The sequence below is a fragment of the Mycobacterium sp. SVM_VP21 genome (assembly GCA_024758765.1).
GTDB lineage: Bacteria > Actinomycetota > Actinomycetes > Mycobacteriales > Mycobacteriaceae > Mycobacterium > Mycobacterium heraklionense_C.
Window position 1 is genome coordinate 1893761 of record CP101406.1, and the last position, 21213, is coordinate 1914973.

Here is a 21213-nt window from a genome sequence, read left to right on the forward strand (position 1 = left end):
CCGGTATCGGCGGCAATGGTGGAGACGGATTGGCCGGTGCCGCAGGCGCTCTCGGCAGCTTTGTCACCGGCGACGGTAACGGCGGATCCGGACAATCCGGCGGTAACGGCGGCAACGGTGGTGCTGGCGGCAGGGGCTCGAACTGGTTCGGCGCCGGCGGCAAGGGCGGCGGTGCCGGGAACGGTGGCGCGGGCGGCAACGGTGGCGACGGTGCCGCTGGTCACGACGCCGGCGTGATTCTCAGCGCCGCCACCGGTGGCAACGGTGGCGCGGGCGGCGCCGGCGGCGGCGCCGGCAAGGCTGGTGCGGGCGGTGCCGGTGGGTGGTTCGCCAGTGCGGGCGCCGCGGGCGCAGGAGCTGACGCCGGTGACGGTGGTAATGGTGGCGTCGGCGGCAACGGTGGTAACGCGAACGGCGCGACCGGCGACGCCGGTGACAACGCTGTCGTCGGCAGCGGCGCCGACGGTGGCAATGCCGGTGCCGGCGGCGCCGGCGGCAAGGCGGGCGATGGCGGCGTCGGGGGGCCGGGGGCGCTGCCGGGACCTCGACGAACGGCACCACAGCGACCGACGGCGTCGGCGGCAAGGGTGGAAACGGTGGTGACGCCAAGGGCGGAACCGGTGGTGCCGGTGGTAAGGGCGCTGGCGGGGGCAGCAATGCGGTCGCCGGCAACGGTGGCAACGGCGGCGGCGGTGGTGCCGGAGGCACGGCGGGAACCGGCGGCGCCGGCGGTGCCAATGGGAGCGGCACCGGTACCGGCGCCAGCGGGACGAACGGGTCTTCCGCAGGTGGCGCCGGTGGCGCCGGCGGCCAGGGTGGCAAGGGCATCAGCACGTACGACTCGTTGGGCGACGCGCAGGCCGGCGGCGCCGGCGGTACCGGCGGCACGGGCGGGGCAGGGACCCACGGCAGCCTCGACGGCAATGGCGGTGCCGGCGGTGCGGGTGGCGACGGGGCCAGCAACGGCACCGGTGGGATCGGTGGCAGCGGCGGCGCGGGTGGCGACGGCGCTCAGGGCAGTACCAGCGGGCCGGGCTACGGCGGTGGCGGTGGCGGCGGTGGTGGTGGCGGCAGCGTCTTCGTCAACGGTGGGGCTTCCGCGAGCGGAACTGCCACCGGCGGTGACGGCGGCTCCGGTGGTGCCGGCACCACCACGGCCGCCGGCGGCAAGGGCGGCACCGGTGGTCAGGGCAACATCTCCGCCTTCGGTGCCGGCAGCAGTGCGGAAGGCGAAGCTACCGGCGGGAACGGCGGCAATGGCGGGATCAACGGCGGCACAGGTGGTGACGGTGGTAGCGGCACCGTTCTGGCCACCAATAGCGGGGCGGCCGGCGGAACCGGTGATGGCGCGACCGGCGGTGCAGGCGGCGCAGGTAGCAACGGCGGAACCGGCGGTGCCGGCGGGGCGGGACTGGTCTCGGCCGGCCAGGACGGCACTACATCGGGCGCCGCCGGCGGCGGCGCAGGCGGCGGTGCCACCGGAGCGGGCAGCGTAGGAGGCGTCGGAGGTGACGGGGAACTCACCAGTGCCTTCAACCAGGGCATCGGTGGGCCCGGTGGGTCCGCGACCGGACTGGCTACCGGCGGCACCGGCGGTAACGCGGCAGGCGGTGGCCACGGCGGATCCGGCGGTCTAGGCAGCGTCTACGCAGGCGGGGTCGGCTCCAGCGTTGACGGCACCGGTATCGGCGGCAACGGTGGCAACGGTCTGGCCGATGGCACCGGAGGCAACGGCAGCACCGGACAGGTATCGGCGCTCGCCGCCGGTGCTCAAGCCAGCGGTACCGGCCAGAGCGGCAATGGCGGCGACGGCACCGGCGCGGGCAGCGTCGGCGGCAACGGCACCCTCGGTTGGATTCAGGCGCTCGGCCAGGACAGCCAGGCGAGCGGCACCGCGACCGGTGGTGACGGCGGTGCGGCCGATGGCGGCGGCCAGGGTGGCACTGGCGGGCAAGGCGCCATTCAGGCATTCGGAACCAACAGCGTGGCCGCCGCCAGCACCGCGACGGCGGGCAACGGCGGTTCCGGCGCAGCCGGGGGCCAAGGCTCCCTGGGCGGGCAGGCCTACGTGTGGGCTGGGACGCGCGGCGTCACGGGCAGCGGCGGCGACATCACCGGCAGCACCGCGACCGGCGGCCACGCCGGTGAGAACTTGGACGGCACCGTCAGCACCGACAACCAGGGCGGAATCGGGATGGTCCAGGCGATCAACGGCACCATTTCTGGCAGCAGTGCGAAGGGTGCCGACGGTGGCTCCGGTGGTCTGGGCGGCTATGCCACGGTAAGTGCCTCCGACGGAGGCAGCGTCACCGACGGCCACGCGATCGGAGGACACAACAGCGACACCGCCGTCGGCGGCAAGGCGACGGTCTCTGCCGACGGGACCGACAGCTCGGTGATTGGCAGCACCGCGACCGGTGGCAACGCCGGTACCGGCGACGCCAACGGCGGCGTCGGCGGCAAGGGCGGCGACGCTCTGGTCGGCGCGAGCCAGGGTGGCACGGTCAGCGACGCCACGGCAGGCGGCGGCAACGGTGGTACGGGTGCCAATGGTGGCCACGGTGGTGCGGGTGGCTACTCCGAGGCCACCGCAGGCCTCCAAGGCGGCGCCGGCGGCAGCGCTACGGGTGATGCCGCCGGTGGCAACGGCGGCAATGCCGATGGTGCAAGCAGCGTCGGCGGCGACGGCGGCAGCGGCAATATCCAGGGTGGATTTGTCAGGACCGGCATCGGCGGAGACGACGGGTCGGCCAGTGGTTTCGGAACCGGCGGCAACGGCGGCAACGCCGACGGCGCGGGTAGCCACGGTGGCAGCGGCGGTATCGGCAGTGTCGTCGCCGGTGGAAGCGGTGCGGTAGCCGACGGCTCCGGCATCGGCGGCGCTGGCGGCAACGGTGCCCAAAGCGGTACCGGCGGCAATGGCAGTAGCGGTCAGGTAGGCGCCTTCGCTGATGGGGCCCACGCCAGCGGTACTGGCCAGAGCGGCAATGGCGGCGACGCCACGGGCGCGGGCAGTGTCGGCGGGAACGGCACTATCGGCAATATCCAGGCATTCGGCCAAAACAGTGCCGCTAGCGGCACTGCGACGGGCGGTGACGGTGGCGCGGCCAGCAACAGCGGCCATGGTGGTACCGGCGGCCAGGGCAGAATCGTGGCCAACGCCAACGGCAGCACCGCCACGGACAGCACAGCGACCGCTGGTGCCGGCGGCTCTGGCGCCAACGGCGGTCAAGGGGCCCTCGGTGGCCAGGCATACGTCGTTGCCGGAACGTTCGGCGACCCCACCAGCGGCGGGCACATCAGCGGCAGCACCGCCGTTGGCGGTGACGCCGGTGAGAATGCGGCCGGCGATACCAGCACCCACAACCAGGGCGGAATCGGCCAGGTCGAGGCGATCAACGGCACCATTACCAATAGCTCCGCCACCGGCGCCGACGGCGGTGCCGGCGGTCTCGCTGCTTACGCCACGGTCAGCGCCACCAACGGCGGCAGCATCGCAAGCAGCAATGCGGCCGGAGGCAACGGTAGTGCCGGTGGCATCGGTGGTGAGGCGACGATCTCCGCCGATGGTGATGGCAGCACGATTCTCGGTAGCGACGCTACCGGCGGTGATGCCGGCAGCGGCGGCAATGGTGGCCATGCCTTTGTCACCGCGACCGACGGCGGCGCCATCACCAACAGTCCCGCTACCGGTGGCAATGGCAGCGACACCGCCAGCGGTGGCAATGCTGATGTCACTGCCGACGGTGTCGGAAGCTCTATCGCCGCCAGCTCCGCGGCAGCCGGCAACGCCGGTGCGGGCAGCGCAAATGGTGGCACCGGAGGTGCCGGTGGCGACGCCTACCTTGACGCCTCAGCGGGCACCACGGTCCACGACGCCACCGCTCAAGGCGGCGTCGGAGGTGCCGGAATCGCCGGTGGCCACGGTGGCGCCGGCGGTGTCGGCGCTGTGTTCGGCACCGGCGCAGGGGACGCCAGTGGCACCGGCACCGGCGGCAACGGTGGCGATGGCATCAACGGAGGTACCGGCGGGGACGGTGGCGACGGCGATGTCAACGTCAACGCGCACGGCACCACGGGCGGCACCGCGAGCGGTGCCGGAACCGGTGGCAACGGCGGAACCGGTACTGGCAACGGAAGCATCGGAGGCAACGGCAGTTTCGGTGAAGTTCAAGCCGGCTACACCGGCAGTCCCGCCGCTGGTACGGCCACCGGCACGGCCACCGGCGGCAATGGCGGCAACGCCAGCAACGGAGGCAAAGCTGGTGAAGGCGGCTACGGCCTGGTGTTATCCGGCGGGACTGGCGTCTCCGGCGGCACCGCCATAGGCGGCGACGGTGGTGGCGCCAGTGCTGCCGGCCGCAACGGAGGTATCGGCGGTACCGCCAACATTGCCGCTCAAACCGGGGCGAACATCAGCGGCGGCCAAGCCACCGCGGGCGCCGGCGGTGACGGCTTCGGTGGTAACGGCGGCGGTGGCGGACGTGCGTGGTTGCAGGCAAGCGACACTGGCAGCGTAATCACCGACGGCACAGCGAACGGCGGCGTCGGCGGTGACGGTGGTCTGGACGGTACGAATGGTGCCGTCGGCGGTGACGGCGGCGACGGCTACTGGGGCAGCATCTTTGTTTCCAACGGCGTCACCTCAGCCGACGGCATCTCCGTCGGTGGCAACGGTGGCAACGGAGGTGACGGTGGCGACGGCGTCGGCAGTGATGGCGGCGACGGCGGCCGGGGTGGTCTCGGCGGTAACGGGAACGGCGACGGTACATCGGGCACCGCCGGCAACGGCGGCAACGGTGGTATCGGCGGAACCAACGGCGGCGCTGGCGGGAAGGGTGGCGAGGGCGGCCAAGCCCTTGCCGCACCCGACAGCGGCACCGCTACCGGTGGCAACGGTGGCAACGGCGGTGCTGGCGGCGACGGCTACGACGGCGGCCAAGGTGGTGGCGGCGGTGCCGGCACAATTACGACCACCAACGGCGCTGTTGTCTCCGCCGATAGCTCCGCGACGGGCGGCAATGGAGGCAACGGAGGTGCCGGTAGCGCCGCCGCCGACGGAGGCGCCGGTGCTACCGGCGGCGGCGGAACTGTCGCCGCCGACGGCGCAGGCAGCTCCGTCACTGCAGACGGTACCGGCGGGGCCGGCGGCAACGGGGGCAGCGGCGGCACTGTTACCGGTGCGACCGGCGGTGACGGTGGGACCGGTGGCCTGGGTCTTAACCTCGACGACGCTTCCGGTACTGGCGGTACCGGTGGAGCCGGCGGCAATGGCGGCAGCACGGCCGGTGGCGACGGTGGCCCCGGCGGTGCTGGCGTCGGCAGTGTCGGGGCACCGGGCACCGATGGCACCGACGGTTAAGCCAAGCGCCAACCCCCGAGGACACCCAATAGGTGCGCCGGATGCCGTCCACTCCGCATTACATCGGTGAACCCGGGCCGCTCCGATGGCTGTCACGCCTTGGTATCACCGGCGATATCCGATTCGGCAACACCCACATGGTCCACCGCGGGTGCGCAAGTGACGGGTGTGGCCCGGGCCCGGCGCTCAGCGCGTCCGGAAGATCAGCGTCCGCTGCACCACGAAGTTGATCACCGTCGCGGTGCCCTGCGCGACTACGAACGCCACCGGCAGTGCCCACCGCTGATAGTCGAGCAGCTCCAGACACAGGTGGTTAATCCCCACCTGGACGGCGAACGTCAGCGCGTAAAGCGCCATCACTGCGACGAAACGCCCGGCGTGCGCCGAAGACTGAAAGGTCCAGCGCCGGTTGATCAGATATGCGGTCGTGGTGCCGGCGATGAAACTGCACGCCTTGGCAAGGTCAACGCCGATGCCCGCACCCAAGTACAGCAATAGGTATAGCCCGAAGTCGACGACCGCCGACAGTGCGCCGGTGACCAGAAAGCGCCACACCTGCGTCGACAGGCGCAAGGGTCGGGTTGTTATCTCCGCCACCCGGGAATCTTAAGCGGCGGCCTGTCGCAGATCGCCCTGAGCGGGTTGCGGCCGCAGACGACGAGTGGGCGGCCGGCGTCCAGGCGAGCCGTGTGACCGTGCTTACCGGCACGCCTGGGTGGGCCTGCCTGACCTGCAGTGATTCTGTCCGTTACCTATCTAACTCACAGCTTTGCGCTCATCGTGAGCGAATCCACCGTGCGTCGTTGGATGCTCATATTTGGACAATCATCCACTAAATGAATAGGTGACGCCGTAAACCTGCTGTTCACGGTCACTTCATCGGCGCGAATGCGTTCAGTTGGCGCGCGCGTGGACCGTCTGTTACCTTAGCGGCAGCTTAGCAATTTACGTCTCTGTCAGCCGCTCAAGAGCTAAACCTCACCTGAAGGGGGAAACCATGTCGAATCGATCCGCTAAGGGCCGGACCGGTCGTCTTACTCGCGCCGTGGGCGCTACCAGTGCCGCAGGCGCGTTCCTTGCGTTCGGTATGACGCCGTTGACGGCGGCGCCGGCCAGCGCTGAGTTCGACTTCGATTTCGGCGACCTGTTCAGCTGGATCGACGCGCCCGCCGCGGACACCTCGGGCTTTGACTGGTCGGCCTTCGGTGCGTTCGACGGTGACCTGGCCGGCTCGGCTGCTGCCAGCCCGCTGGATGACTTGAACGCGTTGGTGGCCAACACCCTCAATACGGTGATCTACCAGCCGATCTATGGCATCGGTCAGTTCCTGATCAACGACCTGGGCCTGCAGATCGACGGCGTCTTCGCCAACGGCTCCAACGCCTACGTCAGCATTGACGGTGACGGTGACCTGCTCTATCACGCCGCGACTGACGGTGGCTTCCTGTTCGGCGATGGTGGCAGCGGCGCGTTCGTCAACGCCGACGGCGACGTGATCGGTGCCGATGGCGCGGTCCTGATGGACGGCGGTAACGCGGTCACGCTGGCTGACATCGAGGACGGCACCTATTCCTTCCACCCCGGCTCGACGGTCGACCTCGATGGCGCCAACGCCGGTCTGATCGGCAACGGTGGTGACGGCGGCAGCTACTACGGCATCGGTGGCGACGGCGGTGCCGGTGGCTTCCTGATGGGTAACGGCGGTATCGGTGGTACCGGTGGGATCGGTGACATCGGCGCGATCGGCTTCGCCGGTGGTAACGGTGGCGGCGGTGGCTTCCTGATCGGCAACGGCGGCACCGGTGGTGTCGGTGGTACCGGTGGCACCGGTGCTGCTGGCGGCGTCGGCCAGGCCGGCGGCGTGGCCGGTAACGGTGGTGCCGGCGGCAACGGCGGCCAGGCCGGCCTGTTCGGCAACTCCGGTGCGGGTGGCACCGGTGGCACCGGTGGTGTCGGTGGCGCCGGTGGCTTCGGTGCCGCAGGTGCGGACACCGAGGATGGCAACGGTGGTGCCGCCGGTGTCGGTGGTGCCGGTGGTAACGGTGGCGTCGGCGGTAACGGTGGCGCGGGCGGCTTCTTCGGTGTTCACACCCAGGGTGCCGCAGGTGACGGCGGTGTCGGTGGCGATGGCGGTGTCGGTGGCACCGGTGGTACCGGCGTGAACGGTGCGAACGGCACGTTCGAGGACGGCGGCGACGGTAACGGCGCAAACGGCGGTAACGGTGGTGCCGGCGCTAACGGTGGCGTCGGTGGTAACGGCGGTGCGGCCGGTGCGAGCGGCAGTGTCGAGGGCAAGGGCGGCGCAGGCGGCAACGGCGGCAAGGGCGGCGATGTCGGCCTGGGCGGCGACGGCGGCAACGGCGCGGCCGGTACTGCTGAGAACCCGAACGGTGGTAACGCCGGTAACGGTGGCGACCCGAGTGATGTCGCCGGTCTCGGCGGTGCAGCCGGCCAAGGTACCGGCGGCAGCGCGGACGGCGTGAACGGTGCGGCCGGCAGCTCCACCCCGATCGTCTCCGGTAACGGCGGCGTCGGCGGCAACGGCTACAACGCGGCCGCCGACAACGGCGCGACTGCGGGCACCAGCGGTGGTAACGCCGGCAATGGTGGCAACGGCGGCAAATGGGGCAACGGCGGCGAGGGCGGCAACGGCGGCAGCGGTGTTGCCGGTAGCGAAGGCAGCTTCGACGACAACGGCAACGGCAACGGTGTCTCCGGCGGCAACGGCGGCAACGCCGGCAACGGCGGCAACTCCGGTGAGCTGGCGGAGAACACCGCCGGCAACGCGGGCCTGGCCGGCAACGGCGCTGACGGCGGCGCCGGCGCGAACGCCATCACCCCGAGCGTCAACGGCGGCAACGGCGGTAGCGGTGGTAACGCCGGTAACGGTGGCGCCGGCGGTAGCTCGGCCAACGGCACGGCGGGTACCGACAGTGACGGCGGTGTGGCCGGTAACGGTGCTGACGGTGGCGACGGTGCCCGGGGCACCGACGGCAACCAGAACCCGGTGTTTAACGCTCCGGCGGCTAACGGCACCGTCGGCGGCAACGGCGGTGCCGGCGGTAACGGCGGTAACGGTGGCGCCGGCGGCGGCACCACCGGTGCGGACACCGACGGCGGCAACGGCGGCAACGGCGGTAACGGCAACGACGGTGGCGACGGCGGCTACACCTACCACGGCGATGAGAACTTGCCGTACAAGGGGCACAACATCGGCACCGGTGCCAACGGCGGCGACGGCGGTGCGGCCGGTAACGGCGGCGCGGCCGGTGGCAGCTCGGCCAATGCCGGCAATGGTGGCGACGGTGGCGACGGCGGCAACGGCGGCAGCAGCGGCGACTTGTCGAACCTGGGCTACATCGACAGCGCCGGGAACACCGCATACGGTGCTGCGGCCAACATCGCCGGTGCCGGTGGCAAGGGTGCTGATGGCGGCAGCGGGTTCGTCGCCGGTAACGGCGGCAAGGGCGGCGACGGCGGCAGTGACCAGTTCGCGGCCGGCTCCAACGGTGGCAAGGGCGGTAACGGCGGTAACGGCGGTGCCGGTGTCGGTGATGGCAGCACCGGTGGCAACGGCGGTGCCGGCGGCGACGGCGGCGACGGCAGCAACATCCGCTGGGGCTACGCAGGTCCGGGGGTACCTCCGAACGAACTCAGCGGCGGAACCACCAGCAGCACCTCGGGTCCGGTGGACAACGTCTCCGGCGGTAACGGTGGCAACGGTGGCAACGGCGGTGTCGGTGACGCGGCCAACGGCACCGGTGGAGCAGCCGGTGACGGTGGCACCGTCATCACTCCGGACCTGCCGACCGGCCCGGGATCCATCGGCGCCAACACTGGTGTGGTCAACGGTGGCGCCGGCGACACGCCGGGCACCGGGTCGACCAACGGCAGCGCGGGCACGCCCGGCACCACTCCGTAGTAATCGCGACAACGCAAAAGAAACACCCCGCACAATCGTGCGGGGTGTTTCTTTTTGGCGTCTGACGAAACTCGACGACAACCGCGGGTCTTCCGAAAGGTGTAGCCGCGCTTACGATCTGGAAGTTTGCGCGGTGCCGCAATCCGATTTGTCGCAATGCTCGGTTTTCAATTCGAAAATGTCGCTGCACTGCAATACAATCGCTGGCTATGTGGACTGCGTCGAACGGATATTCCCGTGCCCTCGCGGGCGTTGCGACCGCCGGAGTGGTCGCGTTGACGGCAGGCGGCGTCACCGCCATCCCGGCCACGGTGCCCGATGCGGCCCTTCCCTCCGCGTCCGTTTTCGCTCCGGTCGAGCTGACTGCGCTGAGCTCCGACTCCAGCCTGATGGACATCATCGGTGCGCTGACCGGATTGGGTTGGATCATCCCGTTCCTGGATGACCCGGAGAACCCGGTGTTCCCGTTTGTCATCGGCCTCGAGGCGCTGGGCGAGTTGTTCGTGGTCATCCCGTTGACCTTGCTGGTTGGCACGCCACTGCTTCTCCTGACCGAGGGCTGGCAGGGTATTGAGGACACCATCACCCTGTTGAGTACCGCCACAGGAGCCGTGTCGAGCGTGTTCGACAACATGGTGGAGTGGTACCAGACGCACAACTGGCTCACTGGTGAGTTGCTCGACCCCAGCTCCAGTGCGGCGGTCGATCTGTCCGGCTGGGGCGATGTCTTCCACCTGGGCGGCGGGGATAACGTGTTCACCCCGGTCGGTCTGGATGATTTGGTCGGCGCGGAGGGTTTCGATGCCGCGCTTTCCGCCGACGGTATCGACGCGATGCTCACGGACATCGGTCTCGGTGACCTGATCGCCTGACCCACGAGCGGCGTCGCCGCCCGACCGACACGTGTCGCCTCGGCGCAGAGGCCTTCCGGGAAGACCTAAACCTGTCATGCCAATCTAGGCGAACTCACAGATTTTGGTTCGTCGTGTGCTAACCGCGCAGGATCCCTGATTCGCCTGGTCCTTACGCAACGGTGCTGGCAGCAAGACAATCTTCTCTAGATAGACGCCAAGTTGCCGGCGAATGCCTACAGGGGCGGTTCCAGTTTGCGGTGACCAACTCGATGGTTGGCCTCCCGCGAGGGGGCCTGATACCTTAACGTGGCCTAAGCAATTTGCGTCACAGTCACAGTTCGCCCCAACAGCCGATCTGCTTGAAGGGAAACCATGCCGCACCGATCCGCCTCCAAGAGCAGGACTCGTCGTCTCACTCGCGCCGTGGGCGCTACCAGTGCCGCAGGCGCGTTCCTTGCGTTCGGTATGACGCCGCTGACGGCGGCGCCGGCGAGCGCTGATTTTGACTTCAGCGACCTGTTCAGCTGGATCGACGTGCCGGCCGCGGACACCTCCGGTTTTGACTGGTCGGGTTTTGGTGCCTTCGACGGTGACTTGGCTGGTTCGGCTGCTGCGAGCCCGCTGGATGACTTGAACGCGTTGGTGGCTAACACGCTCAACACGGTGATCTACCAGCCGATCTATGGCATCGGTCAGTTCCTGATCAACGACTTGGGCCTGCAGATCAGCGGTGTCTTCGGCAACGGTGAGAATGCCTACGTCAGCCTCAACGATGACGGCGACCTGGTCTACCACGCTGCCAGCGCTGGTGGCTTCCTGTTCGGTGATGGCGGCAGCGGCGCGTTTGTCAACGCTGACGGTGAGGTGATCGGTGCCGACGGTGCGGTTCTGCATGACAGCGCCGACAATGTTGTGACGCTGGCTGGCATCGAGGACGGCACGTACTCGTTCGATTCGGCGGGTGTTGCCCTCAACGGTGGTGACGCGGGTCTGATCGGTAACGGTGGTGCCGGCGGCAGCTTCTTCGGTATCGGTGGCGATGGTGGCGCCGGTGGCTTCTTCATGGGCAACGGTGGCACCGGCGGTACCGGTGGTATCGGCGACATCGGCACGATCGGCTTTGCCGGTGGCGACGGCGGTGCGGGCGGTTTCCTGATCGGTAACGGTGGCACCGGTGGTGTCGGTGGTGTCGGTGGTACTGGTGCTGCTGGCGGTGTCGGCCAGGCCGGTGGCGTGGCTGGCAACGGTGGTGCGGGCGGTACCGGTGGTACTGCGGGCCTGTTCGGTAACTCCGGTGCCGGTGGCACCGGTGGTGTCGGTGGTGTCGGTGGCGCCGGTGGTGCCGGTGCTGACGGCGCTGACACCGAGGACGGCAACGGTGGCAACGCCGGTGTCGGCGGTGTCGGCGGTAACGGTGGTGTCGGCGGCAACGGTGGTGCCGGTGGCTTCTTCGGTGTCCACACCGCCGGTGTTGCCGGTGATGGCGGCAACGCCGGTGTCGGTGGTGCCGGCGGTAACGGCGGTAACGGTGTGACCGGTGCTAACGGCTCGTTCGAGGACAACGGCAACGGCAACGGCGCCAACGGCGGCAACGCCGGCGACGGTGCCATCGGTGGTAAGGGTGGCGTCGGTGGCGCGGCCGGTGTCGGCTCCGTTGCGGGCACCGCTGGTGCCAACGCTGACGGTGGTGTCGGTGGTAACGGTGGTCTCGGTGGTGACGGTGGCGTAGGCGCTAACGGCCTGGAGGCTAACGGCCTGGGCGCTGACGGTATGGCCGGTGGCAATGGTGGCAACGCCGGTGCCGGTGGTGCCGCGGCTGCTGGTGGCGCCGCTGGTGGCGAGGGCGCCAACAACGGTGCGGCCGGTGTTGATGGCGACGGTGGTAACGGTGGCAACGGCGGCAACGCCTCCGCGGGAACCAACGGAGCCAACGGACAAGATTCTGCCTATAACGATCCCGGTGCTACCGCCGGCCAAAACGGTGGCTCCGGCGCCAAGGGCGGCGACGGTGGTGCCGGTGGTGCCGGTGGCGGCACGGCCGGTAACGGTGGCAACGGTGGTGTCGGTGGTGCCGGCTCCGACGGTGCCAACGGTGGCAACGGTGCCGTTGACTACCACGACACCTACAACGAGGTCCACGGTTTCACCGCGCCCGGTGCCGGTGGTAGCGGTGGTGCCGGCGGTAACGGCGGAGCGGCCGGTGCCGGTGCGGCCAACGGCAACGACGGTGTGATCGGCGACGGTGGCACGGGCGGTAACGGCGGCAACGGCGGCAACTCCGCGGACCCGACCGCCTACTCCGCGGTGGAGGGCCCCGCCGTGGGCATGCCGACTGGACCTGATGGCGCGGCCGGTGCCGGTGGTGCCGGTGGTGCCGGCGGCTCGGGTGCCACCGGTGGCACGGGCGGTAATGGCGGTAACGGCGGCAGTGACCCGAACGCGGCTGGCACCAACGGCGGTGCCGGTGGTAACGGCGGTGCCGGCGGTCAGGGCCTGGCCAACACCGACGGCACCGGCGGTGTCGGTGGCGACGGCGGTGCCGGCGGTAACGGTGGCAGCGGCAGCACCATCCGCTGGGGCAACCCGGAGGGGCCGACCACCTCCGGCGACAACACCTCCGGCTCGATTGACGGTGTCCACGGCGGCAATGGTGGCGTTGGCGGTGCCGGCGGTGCCGGCGAGGTCACCGGTGGCAACGGCGGACACGGCGGTGACGGCGGCACCGTGACAGTGCCGCACCTCGGCAACGACGGCCTCAACGGCGGGGCCGGCGACACCCCCGGTGCCAACAGCGTCGGTGGAAACGGCGGCGACGGTGGCGCCGGCGGGGACGGCATCAACTCCGGCAACGGCGGCGACGCCGGTAAGGGCGGCGATGGCCTCAACGGCTCCGACGGCACCAACGGCACCGCCGGTGACGCCGACTCCACCACGCAGGCCGGCCTGAACGGCGGCGACGGCACCGACGGTGGCGACGGCGGATCGGGTGGTAACGGCGGTAACGGGGGCGTCGCGGGTACCGCCAACGGCGGGACACAGGGCATCGACGGTGTCGGGGGCAACGGCGGTAGCGCCGGTGCCGGCGGTAAGGGCGGAAACGGTGGTAATGGCGCCACGTCCAGCAGCGACACCGAGGCCTTCAACGGGGGCAACGGCGGTAACGGCGGTCACGGCGGTAGTGCGGGCACGGCCGGCCAGGGCGGTACCGGCTCCACCAACGGCGAGGACGGCGCCGGCGCCGGCGTCGCCGGTAACGGCGGTAACGGCGGCGACGGCGCAACCGACAACGGTCTGAGCTCCAGCGGCTCCCACGCCGGTAACGGCGGCAAGGGTGGCAACGGCGGCAACGGGCAGGGCAGCGACGCGGGCGGCAACGGCGGTCGCGGCGGTAACGGGGCAGACTCCTCGTTCACCGATGACAGCGGTGAAAGCTTCGGCGGCAACGGCGGTGACGGCGGTAATGGCGGCAGCAGCGTGGACGGCCAGGCCGGCAACGGTGGTGACGGCGGAACCGGCGGAACCACCAACAACAGCCTGACCCCGAACCTCCACCAGCCCAGCGGCTTCGGCGGTAACGGCGGTAACGGCGGTGACACCACCAACGGCACCAGCGGCGACGGCGGGGCCGGCGGCAGTGGCGGCAGTGGCATCTTCGGCGGCCGCGGCGGCGCTGGTGGCAACGGCGGTGGCGCCGGATCGGTCATCGACGGCGGCACCGGTACCGGTGGCAATGGCGGTAACGGCGGCACCGGAGGTGACGGCAGCGGTGGGTTCAACCTCGGCGGCGACGTTGACACACCCATCAATGGCGCTGCCGGCGGTGCCGGTGGTCACGGCGGTAACGGCGCCTTCGACACCGACGCGGGCACCTATGTGATCGGCAGCGTCGGAGGTGACGGCGGTGCCGGTGGCAACGGCGGTAACACCGATAGCACCGCGGTAGGTGCGACGCCGGCCGGTGGAACGGCTGGCGCCGGCGGTAACGGCGGTAACGGCGACACCGGTGGCAGGGGCGGCAACGGCGGTAATGGTGGCGGCGCCAGCGCTGACGCCACCACTAGCTGGATCAATGGCCAGGCCGGCGGCGTAGGTGGCAACGGTGGTGACGGTGTCACCGGCAACGGCGGCGCCGGCGGTGACGGCGGTAACGGTGGCGTCACTCACGGAGCCGACGACGGCGCTTACCTGCTCGGTAGCGGTCCCGGCGGCACCGGCGGGCACGGCGGCTACAGCGACAGCGGTGACGGCGGTGCTGGTGGCACCGGCGGTAACGGTGGGGATTCCTCGCACGGCGACTACGGCTCACTGGGCGGCGACGGTGGTGCCGGCGGCAACAGCAACACCGGGACCGGCGGTGCCGGCGGAGCCGGTGGCGCCAGCGGCGCGACCGACCTGGGCGGCACCACGGTCCCGCCGAACCCGGAAAGCACCCACGGTGGAACCGGTGGCGCGGCCGGTGCGTCGGGGCAGAACGGCGGCTGGGGATCCGGCAACCCCGGCGAGGCCGGCGAGAACGGTGGAGCCGATGGCAGCCCGGGCGCCGGTGGCCCCGGCGGCACCCCGTAGCAGTCCGGACAGCTACACAGAAACCACCTCGCACAAACGTGCGGGGTGGTTTTTTTGGCTCCTGTCGTGGTCAAGCTCTTTACGAATCTCCTGGGTTCCGCACATTGATGCAGGCCAGTGCTGGTTTGGCGGCACGCTCTGCACGTCGCCTAATCAACCGTGGTGGAGCGTGGGTCCCGCCCAACGGACACTTGAGTCGCCGACGGCGACCGCTGTGCCGCCCCTCAGACTCGCCGATTACCTCGTATTGCCGGTGTAGCTACCACCCGATCCTGGCGCGGGAGCGTCCGAATCGCGCTGTAGCCCGAGGTTGGAAGGGTGCTGATTGCAAACAAGCATCCTTATCTAGATGTTGCTAGCAACCAATTCGGCACCCCGGCCGATTTATTCCAATGGGGAAGTAAATGTTGATTCTGCTCCCTATAATTGCACGAAAGTCCTCTCGATAAGACTTCGTTCTACGCATAACGCCTGGTCATAGCGTCGTCAGCTGCGCACCCCGGGGCTTCGATTTGTCGCAATTGGTTGCCGAATTTGAAATAGGTCTGTTACCTTAACGCCGGATAAGCAATTTACGCCTCTGTCAACCGTCAAGAGCTAATCGGCCTCGGGGAGATCTCATGTCACACCGCTCTGCTACCAAGACTGCAAATAGCCGAGTTCGCCGCGCCGTGGGCGCCACCAGCGCTGTGGGTGCGTTCCTGGCCTTCGGTTTGACGCCGCTCACGGCCGCGCCGGCCACTGCCGATGGCCTCGACGGCATCTTCGATGACCTGTTCAGCTGGATCGATGCGCCCGCGGCAGACACGTCGGGGCTCGACTGGCTGGGCTTCGACGCGGCTGGCGGCGACCTCGCCGGCGCGGCGGCGGGATCCGACCCGCTGGAGGCTCTCAACGAGCTAGTGGCCAACTCGATCAACATGATCATCTACCAGCCGCTCTACGACATCGGTCAGTTGTTGATCGGCAGTGGCCTGCACATCGACGGTGTCTTCGACAACGGTGCCAATGCCTACGTCAGCTTCGACGATGACGGCGACTTGGTGTACCACGCGGCGAGTGCCGGTGGTTTCCTGTTCGGTGACGGCGGAAGCGGCGCGGTCGTCGACGCGGACGGCGACGTCCTCGGTGCCAACGGAGCGGTCCTGGTGGACGCCGCCGGCAACGACGTGACACTGGCCGACATTGAGAACGGCACCTACAGCTTCGCTTCCGATTCGACATTCAATCTCGATGGCGGCAATGCCGGCATGCTCGGCAACGGCGGCGACGGGGGTAGCGGCGTTGGCCTGGGGCTGGCGGGCGGCAGTGGTGGGGCCGGTGGCTCCCTGATGGGCAACGGCGGCGACGGTGGCGCGGGTGCGTTCGGCATCGACGGCGTGACCGCGGCTGGCACCGACGGCTTGGCGGGTGGCATCGGCGGCGCCGGTGGTTTCTTCTTCGGTAACGGCGGCAACGGTGGTACCGGCGGCAACGGCGGCAACGGTGCGGCTGGGACCAACGGAAACGTGGGCGCCGACGGTCTGAGCCCGGTCGGCGGTACCGGAGCCGACGGCTTCGACGGCGGCAACGGCGGCGACGGCACGAATGGCTTCGCCGGTGGGGTCGGCGGCGCCGGAGGAAACGGCGGCGCCGCTGGACTGTTCGGTACCTCCGGCGCTGGCGGCAATGGTGGCGTCGGTGGTAACGGCGGTGTCGGTGGTAACGGCGGTAACGGTGGCGTCGGTGGCAACGGTGACGTGAACAACGGACCCGAGGTTGTGCCCGCGGCGCTCATTCCCGCCAGTGACCCGGGTGGTAAGGGCGGCGCGGGCGGTAGCGGCGGTAACGCCGGTTCCGGCGGCGCAGCTGGTGCCGGTGGTGCCGGTGGCAATGGCGGCGGCGGCGGGTTCTTCGGCGTGCACCCCTCGGGTGCCGCGGGCAACGGTGGTGCCGGCGGCACCGGCGGTGGTTCCGGCCTGGCCGGTAACGGTGGTGCCGGCGGAAACGGTGGTGCCGGTGGTGGTACCGCTCCGGAAGTTGGAACCGAGGCGGTCGGCGACGAGATCGTCGGCGGCGGTGCCGGCGGCGCGGGTGGTGCCGGCGGCAACCTCGGTGCGGTGGGCGCCGGCGGTGCGGGTGGCGCGGCAGGTACCAGCACTGGTTCCTTCGGTGGCACACCCGGCACCGCTGGTGCGGACGGCGCCGCTGGCACGTTGCCGGACACGGTGTCGGGCAACGGCGGTGACGGCGGCATCGGTGGTGCCGGCATCGGTGGCACGGGCGTGTCCGGCGGTAACGGAGGTGCCGGTGGTAACGGTGGCGACCACGGTAACGGCGGTAACGGCGGCGCCGGCGGTAACGGTGATCAGGGTGCGGCCGGTGTCGACAGCACAGACGTGGGTACGGCCGGCGGCGACGGTGCGGTCGGTGGCAATGGTGGCGCCGGTGGTGTCGGCGGCAATGGCGGCTCGGTTTCGGGCAACGGCGGTAACGGTGGCGCCGGTGGTATCGGGGGCACGGGTGGCACTGGCGGTCGCGGCGCGGACTCCGACAACGCGGCGGTGGACGGCGGAGCCGGTGGCAATGCCGGTGACGGCGGCGTAGGTGGTGTCGGCGGCAACGGTGGTTCGGCGACCAACGGCAACGGCGGCAACGGCGGCGACAGCGGCAAGGGTGGCAACGGTGGCGTCGGGGGTGAAGGAGGCGCCGGCGCCAATGGTGAGGTGATCGCCGCCCTGGTACCCGCAGACACCGTGAACGGAAACGGCGGCACAGCAGGCGTCGGTGGCAACGGTGGAAACGGCGGAGCGGCCGGTGCCACGGCCGGAACCGGTGGCAGCGGCGGCGGCGACGGCCACACCGACGGCGCCGACGGCACCATCGGTCAGATCGGCAACGGCGGTGACGGGGGCGCCGGTGGTGTGGGCGGAAACGCGGCCACCGGCGAGGACGGCAGCTTCATCGGCAACGGGCTGAGCCCGGCCCACGAAGACGCGACGGGCGTGGGCGGCTCCGGTGGCGCCGGCGGTAACGGCGGTACCGGTTATCAGGCCGGCTCCGGTGGCTCCGGTGGCTCCGGTGGCCAGGGCGTCTACGGCGGCACGGGCGGCAAGGGCGGCACCGGCGGCGCGGTGACCAGCACCGCCAACGGTGGCAACAACACCGGCGGCAACGGTGGCGCCGGTGGTGTCGGTGGCGACGGTTCCGGTCATGGCGGCTATGGCGGTGACGGTGGCACTGGCGCCAACGCGACCGGCGACCAGACTGCCGGCAACGGCGGCAACGGCGGCAATGGTGGCAACACCACCGGCGACGGCAACACCGGTGAGAACGGGACGTTGGCCGGCGGACATGGCGGCAACGGCGGCGCCGGCGGAACCTCCGAGGACGGCGCGGCCGGCTCCGGCGGCAACGGCGGCGACGGCGGCACCGGCGCACCCTTGGCCGGGACCCTGCCCGACATCCAGGGCAGCACCGGCGGCTCCGGTGGCACCGGCGGCGACGGTGGCGCGGCCAGCGGTTCCGGTACCGGCGGCAACGGCGGCTCCGGTGGTAACGGCAACACCGGCAGCCTGACCGGTGGTCACGGTGGCGCCGGCGGCAACGGCGGCACCTCCGGCACCGGCACGGCCGGCAACGGTGGTTCCGGCGGCGCGGGCGCCGACGGCGCCGGCATCGGCATCGGTGCGGTCGGTGGTAAGGGCGGTGACGGCGGTGCCGGTGCGGTGGCCGACGGCCAGACCGCCGGCCAGGGCGGTGGTGGCGGCGGCGGTGGCGGCGGCGCCATCGTCGGCGGCGTCAACGGCGGCACTGTGACCGACAGCACCGCGACCGGCGGTAAGGGTGGCGAGGGCGCCGCGGGTACCACTACCGGGGTCGGCGGTAACGGCGGAGCCGGTGGACTCGGAGCGGTCGTCGCAGACGGCGCGGGCAGCACCATCGACGGTGCCCATGCACCCGGCGGCGATGGCGGTGCCGGCGGTGCGAACGGCGTCAACGGCGACGACGGTGCCGACAACATCATCCATTCGACCGGCGGCGGCGCGATCAGCAACGTCACCATCACCAACGGGCAGAACAACGGTGACTTCGTCGGCGGTGACACCACGGTGTCGGCCACCAACGGCGGCAGCATCTCCGACAGCACCGTCACCGGTGGCGACGCCAGCGCGACCGCCAACGGTGGAGCCGCCGGCCTGAGTGCCGACGGTGCCGACAGCGCGATCACCGGCAGCCACGTGACCGGCGGCAACGGCGGTACTACCGACGGCAGTGTCGGCGCCGCGGGTGGCGTCGGGGGCGCTGCCAACATCAATGCCACCGATGGTGCGGTCATCAGCGACACCACCGTCACCGGAGGTGCCGGCGGCAACGGCGCCAACGGCGGCACCGGCGGCCTGGGTGGCTTCGGCCTGGCCGACGCCACCGGCGCCGGCAGCACCATCACCGGAACCGCCACCGGCGGTACGGGTGGCGGCGGCGTCAACGGCACCGGCGGTGACGGCGGCAGCGGCCAGCTGATCGTCGACGGTGCCGGCGGCAGCATCGGCGGTGGCGGCAACGACGCGATCGCTCAGGGAGGCAACGGCGGTATCGGCACCAACGGCGGTACCGGGGGCAAGGGCTCCTGGGGTGAGCTGGAGTCCGGCGAGATCGGCTACGCCGCCACCGGTGGCAATTCCTATGGCACCTCCACCGGCGGTGACGGCGGTAACGCTACCGGTGCGGGAAGCCACGGCGGTGACGGCGGCAGCTCGGACATCCAGAGCTCCAAGACCACCAACGGTGGCACCTTGGGTGGTCCGGGTGGAACGGCCAGCGGCATCTCGACCGGCGGTAACGGCGGCGCGGCCAGCGGCGGCGGCCAGGGCGGTGACGGCGGCAAGGCCAGCATCGCCACCGGTGGTGACCCGGGCAACGTCGCGAACGGAACGTCGACCGGCGGCCAGGGCGGCGACGGTCTCGACGGCGGCACCGGCGGCAATGCCGGGTGGAGCCGAGTCGACGCCTTCGGCAACGACGGCGCGGGCACCCCGTCCACGGCCACCAACGGCACCGCCACCGGCGGCAACGGCGGCGGTGGAACCGGAGCCGGCAACACCGGCGGCAACGGCACCGACGGCAACATCGTCAACCAGGGCGGTACGCAGACGGACGGCCAGGTCGCAACCGGCACCAACGGGGCAAACAACCCGGCAACTCCGTAGCCCAGACAAGAAAGGCCCCGGCTCTGGCCGCCACTGGCGGCGCAGGGCCGGGGCCCTTCCGATTGTGCGGCCCGGTCGAATAGACCCTGTTAACGGCACCCGACACGGTTCTAGGCTAGAAACCATGCCGGCCGCCATCGCCGCCATCGAGGCGATCCCGCTGCGTATTCCGCTCAAACCGGACCTGCCCGGCGCGGCGTTATGGGGTGTCGCGCTGACCGCTGCGGACTCGTTGCTGGTCAAGGTGACCACCGACGACGGCACCGTGGGCTGGGGTGAGGCGTTCGGCCTGTACGGCACCGCGCTGGCCGCCCACGCACTCGACGAACTCGTCGCCCCGCTCTGCCTGGGCGCCGACGCCGCTGACATCGCGGCCCTGATGGACCAGGTGCAACGCAAGCTACACGTCTTCGGCCGCGGCGGCGCGATCACCTACGCACTGTCCGCGGTGGACATCGCACTGTGGGACATCGCCGGTAAGCGAGCCGGCGTTCCGATCGCGACGCTGCTCGGTGGCGGTCCCCGAGAAATGTCCTGCTACGCCAGCCTGGCCTGCTATACCGAGCCGCAACGGGTCCGTGCTGCGGTGCGGCGCGCCGTCGACGCCGGATTCGCCGCGATCAAGCTGCACGAATCCCAGCTGCCCGCAATAGCGGCGGCTCGCGAGGAAGCCGGACCGGACATCGCGCTGATCATCGATGCCGGCTGCGCCTGGACGCTCCCGCACGCGCAAGCCGTCGCAACCGAACTCGCCGAGATCGGACTGCTGTTCCTGGAGGAGCCACTGTGGCCGCCGGAAAACTTCACCGGGCTGGCCGAGCTGCGCCGTGGTACTGGTCTGCCGGTGTCTTCGGGCGAAAACATCGGTACCACGATGGAATTCGAACGACTGCTGAATGCCGGTGCGGTGGACTTCGTGCAGCCCAGCCCGGCCAAGATGGGCGGAATCACCGAGGCGCGCGAGGTCTTTCGGCTAGCTGCGGCCTACCACGTCGAGGTGATGACGCACTCGTTCTACGACGGGCCGGGCCTGCTCGCCGCGATCCAGACCGCGGCCGCGCTGGGCGGCGCGGAGGCGATGGTGGAGTGGCGCTGGTTCGATCTGGAAGCGTCGATCTACGGAGACGCATGGGCGCCGACGGAGGGACGGATCACGACGCCAGCCGGGGCGGGCCTGGGTCTCGACCCCGATCCCGGTGTCGTGAGTACCTATCGGTGCGGGTGACGACGATAAGAGGGCGTTGCTGACAGTCCATCCCGCGAGTCGCGCTGACCGCGATGCCAGCACCGGGGGCTGAGCCGAGAAACGCATCATTTTGC

Annotated in this window: 5 protein-coding genes and 5 pseudogenes; 7 read left to right on the forward strand and 3 right to left on the reverse strand. The window is 70.4% G+C overall.

The genetic code is table 11. The features are described 5' to 3' along the window. Positions 1-149 precede the first annotated feature (149 nt). Positions 150-374, forward strand: a pseudogene (locus NM962_08810) (hypothetical protein). Between the two features lie 470 nt (positions 375-844). Next, on the forward strand, positions 845-5362 hold the full coding sequence (locus NM962_08815) for a PE family protein (protein ID UVO14109.1): 4518 nt from the start codon (positions 845-847) through the stop codon (positions 5360-5362). Positions 5363-5548: 186 nt separating this feature from the next. On the opposite strand, the gene NM962_08820 is transcribed toward NM962_08815, so the two are convergent. After that, positions 5549-5959 (reverse strand): GtrA family protein, encoded by a 411-nt coding sequence (locus NM962_08820; protein ID UVO14110.1) that lies wholly within the window; start codon positions 5957-5959, stop codon positions 5549-5551. 1060 nt (positions 5960-7019) lie between these two features. Here NM962_08820 and NM962_08825 point away from each other — a divergent pair. The 4 genes and pseudogenes from NM962_08825 (at position 7020) to NM962_08840 (ending at position 16428) form a co-directional block, all read left to right on the forward strand. Next, positions 7020-7202, forward strand: a pseudogene (locus NM962_08825) (hypothetical protein). A gap of 2291 nt (positions 7203-9493) precedes the next feature. Continuing rightward, positions 9494-10156, forward strand: a complete 663-nt coding sequence (locus tag NM962_08830) for a hypothetical protein (GenBank protein UVO14111.1) — start codon at positions 9494-9496, stop codon at positions 10154-10156. Positions 10157-10561: 405 nt separating this feature from the next. Next, the gene (locus tag NM962_08835) at positions 10562-14704 is read left to right on the forward strand and encodes a PE family protein (protein ID UVO14112.1); all 4143 of its coding nucleotides are present in this window, start codon (positions 10562-10564) and stop codon (positions 14702-14704) included. Positions 14705-16005: 1301 nt separating this feature from the next. Then, positions 16006-16428, forward strand: a pseudogene (locus NM962_08840) (PE family protein). A 293-nt stretch (positions 16429-16721) separates the two neighbouring features. Here the strand turns inward: NM962_08840 and NM962_08845 are convergent. Both NM962_08845 and NM962_08850 read right to left on the reverse strand, forming a co-directional pair. After that, positions 16722-16985, reverse strand: a pseudogene (locus NM962_08845) (hypothetical protein). 81 nt (positions 16986-17066) lie between these two features. After that, positions 17067-17312, reverse strand: a pseudogene (locus tag NM962_08850) (hypothetical protein). Positions 17313-20017: 2705 nt separating this feature from the next. On the opposite strand from NM962_08850, the gene NM962_08855 reads away from it, so the two are divergent. Further along, positions 20018-21118 (forward strand): mandelate racemase/muconate lactonizing enzyme family protein, encoded by a 1101-nt coding sequence (locus tag NM962_08855; GenBank protein ID UVO14113.1) that lies wholly within the window; start codon positions 20018-20020, stop codon positions 21116-21118. Positions 21119-21213: the final 95 nt, after the last annotated feature.

Coding starts and splice junctions, on each gene's coding strand:
- NM962_08830 (UVO14111.1), top strand. CDS start 9,494: ATGTGGACTGCGTCGAACGGATATTCCCGTGCCCTCGCGGGCGTTGCG.
- NM962_08855 (UVO14113.1), top strand. CDS start 20,018: ATGCCGGCCGCCATCGCCGCCATCGAGGCGATCCCGCTGCGTATTCCG.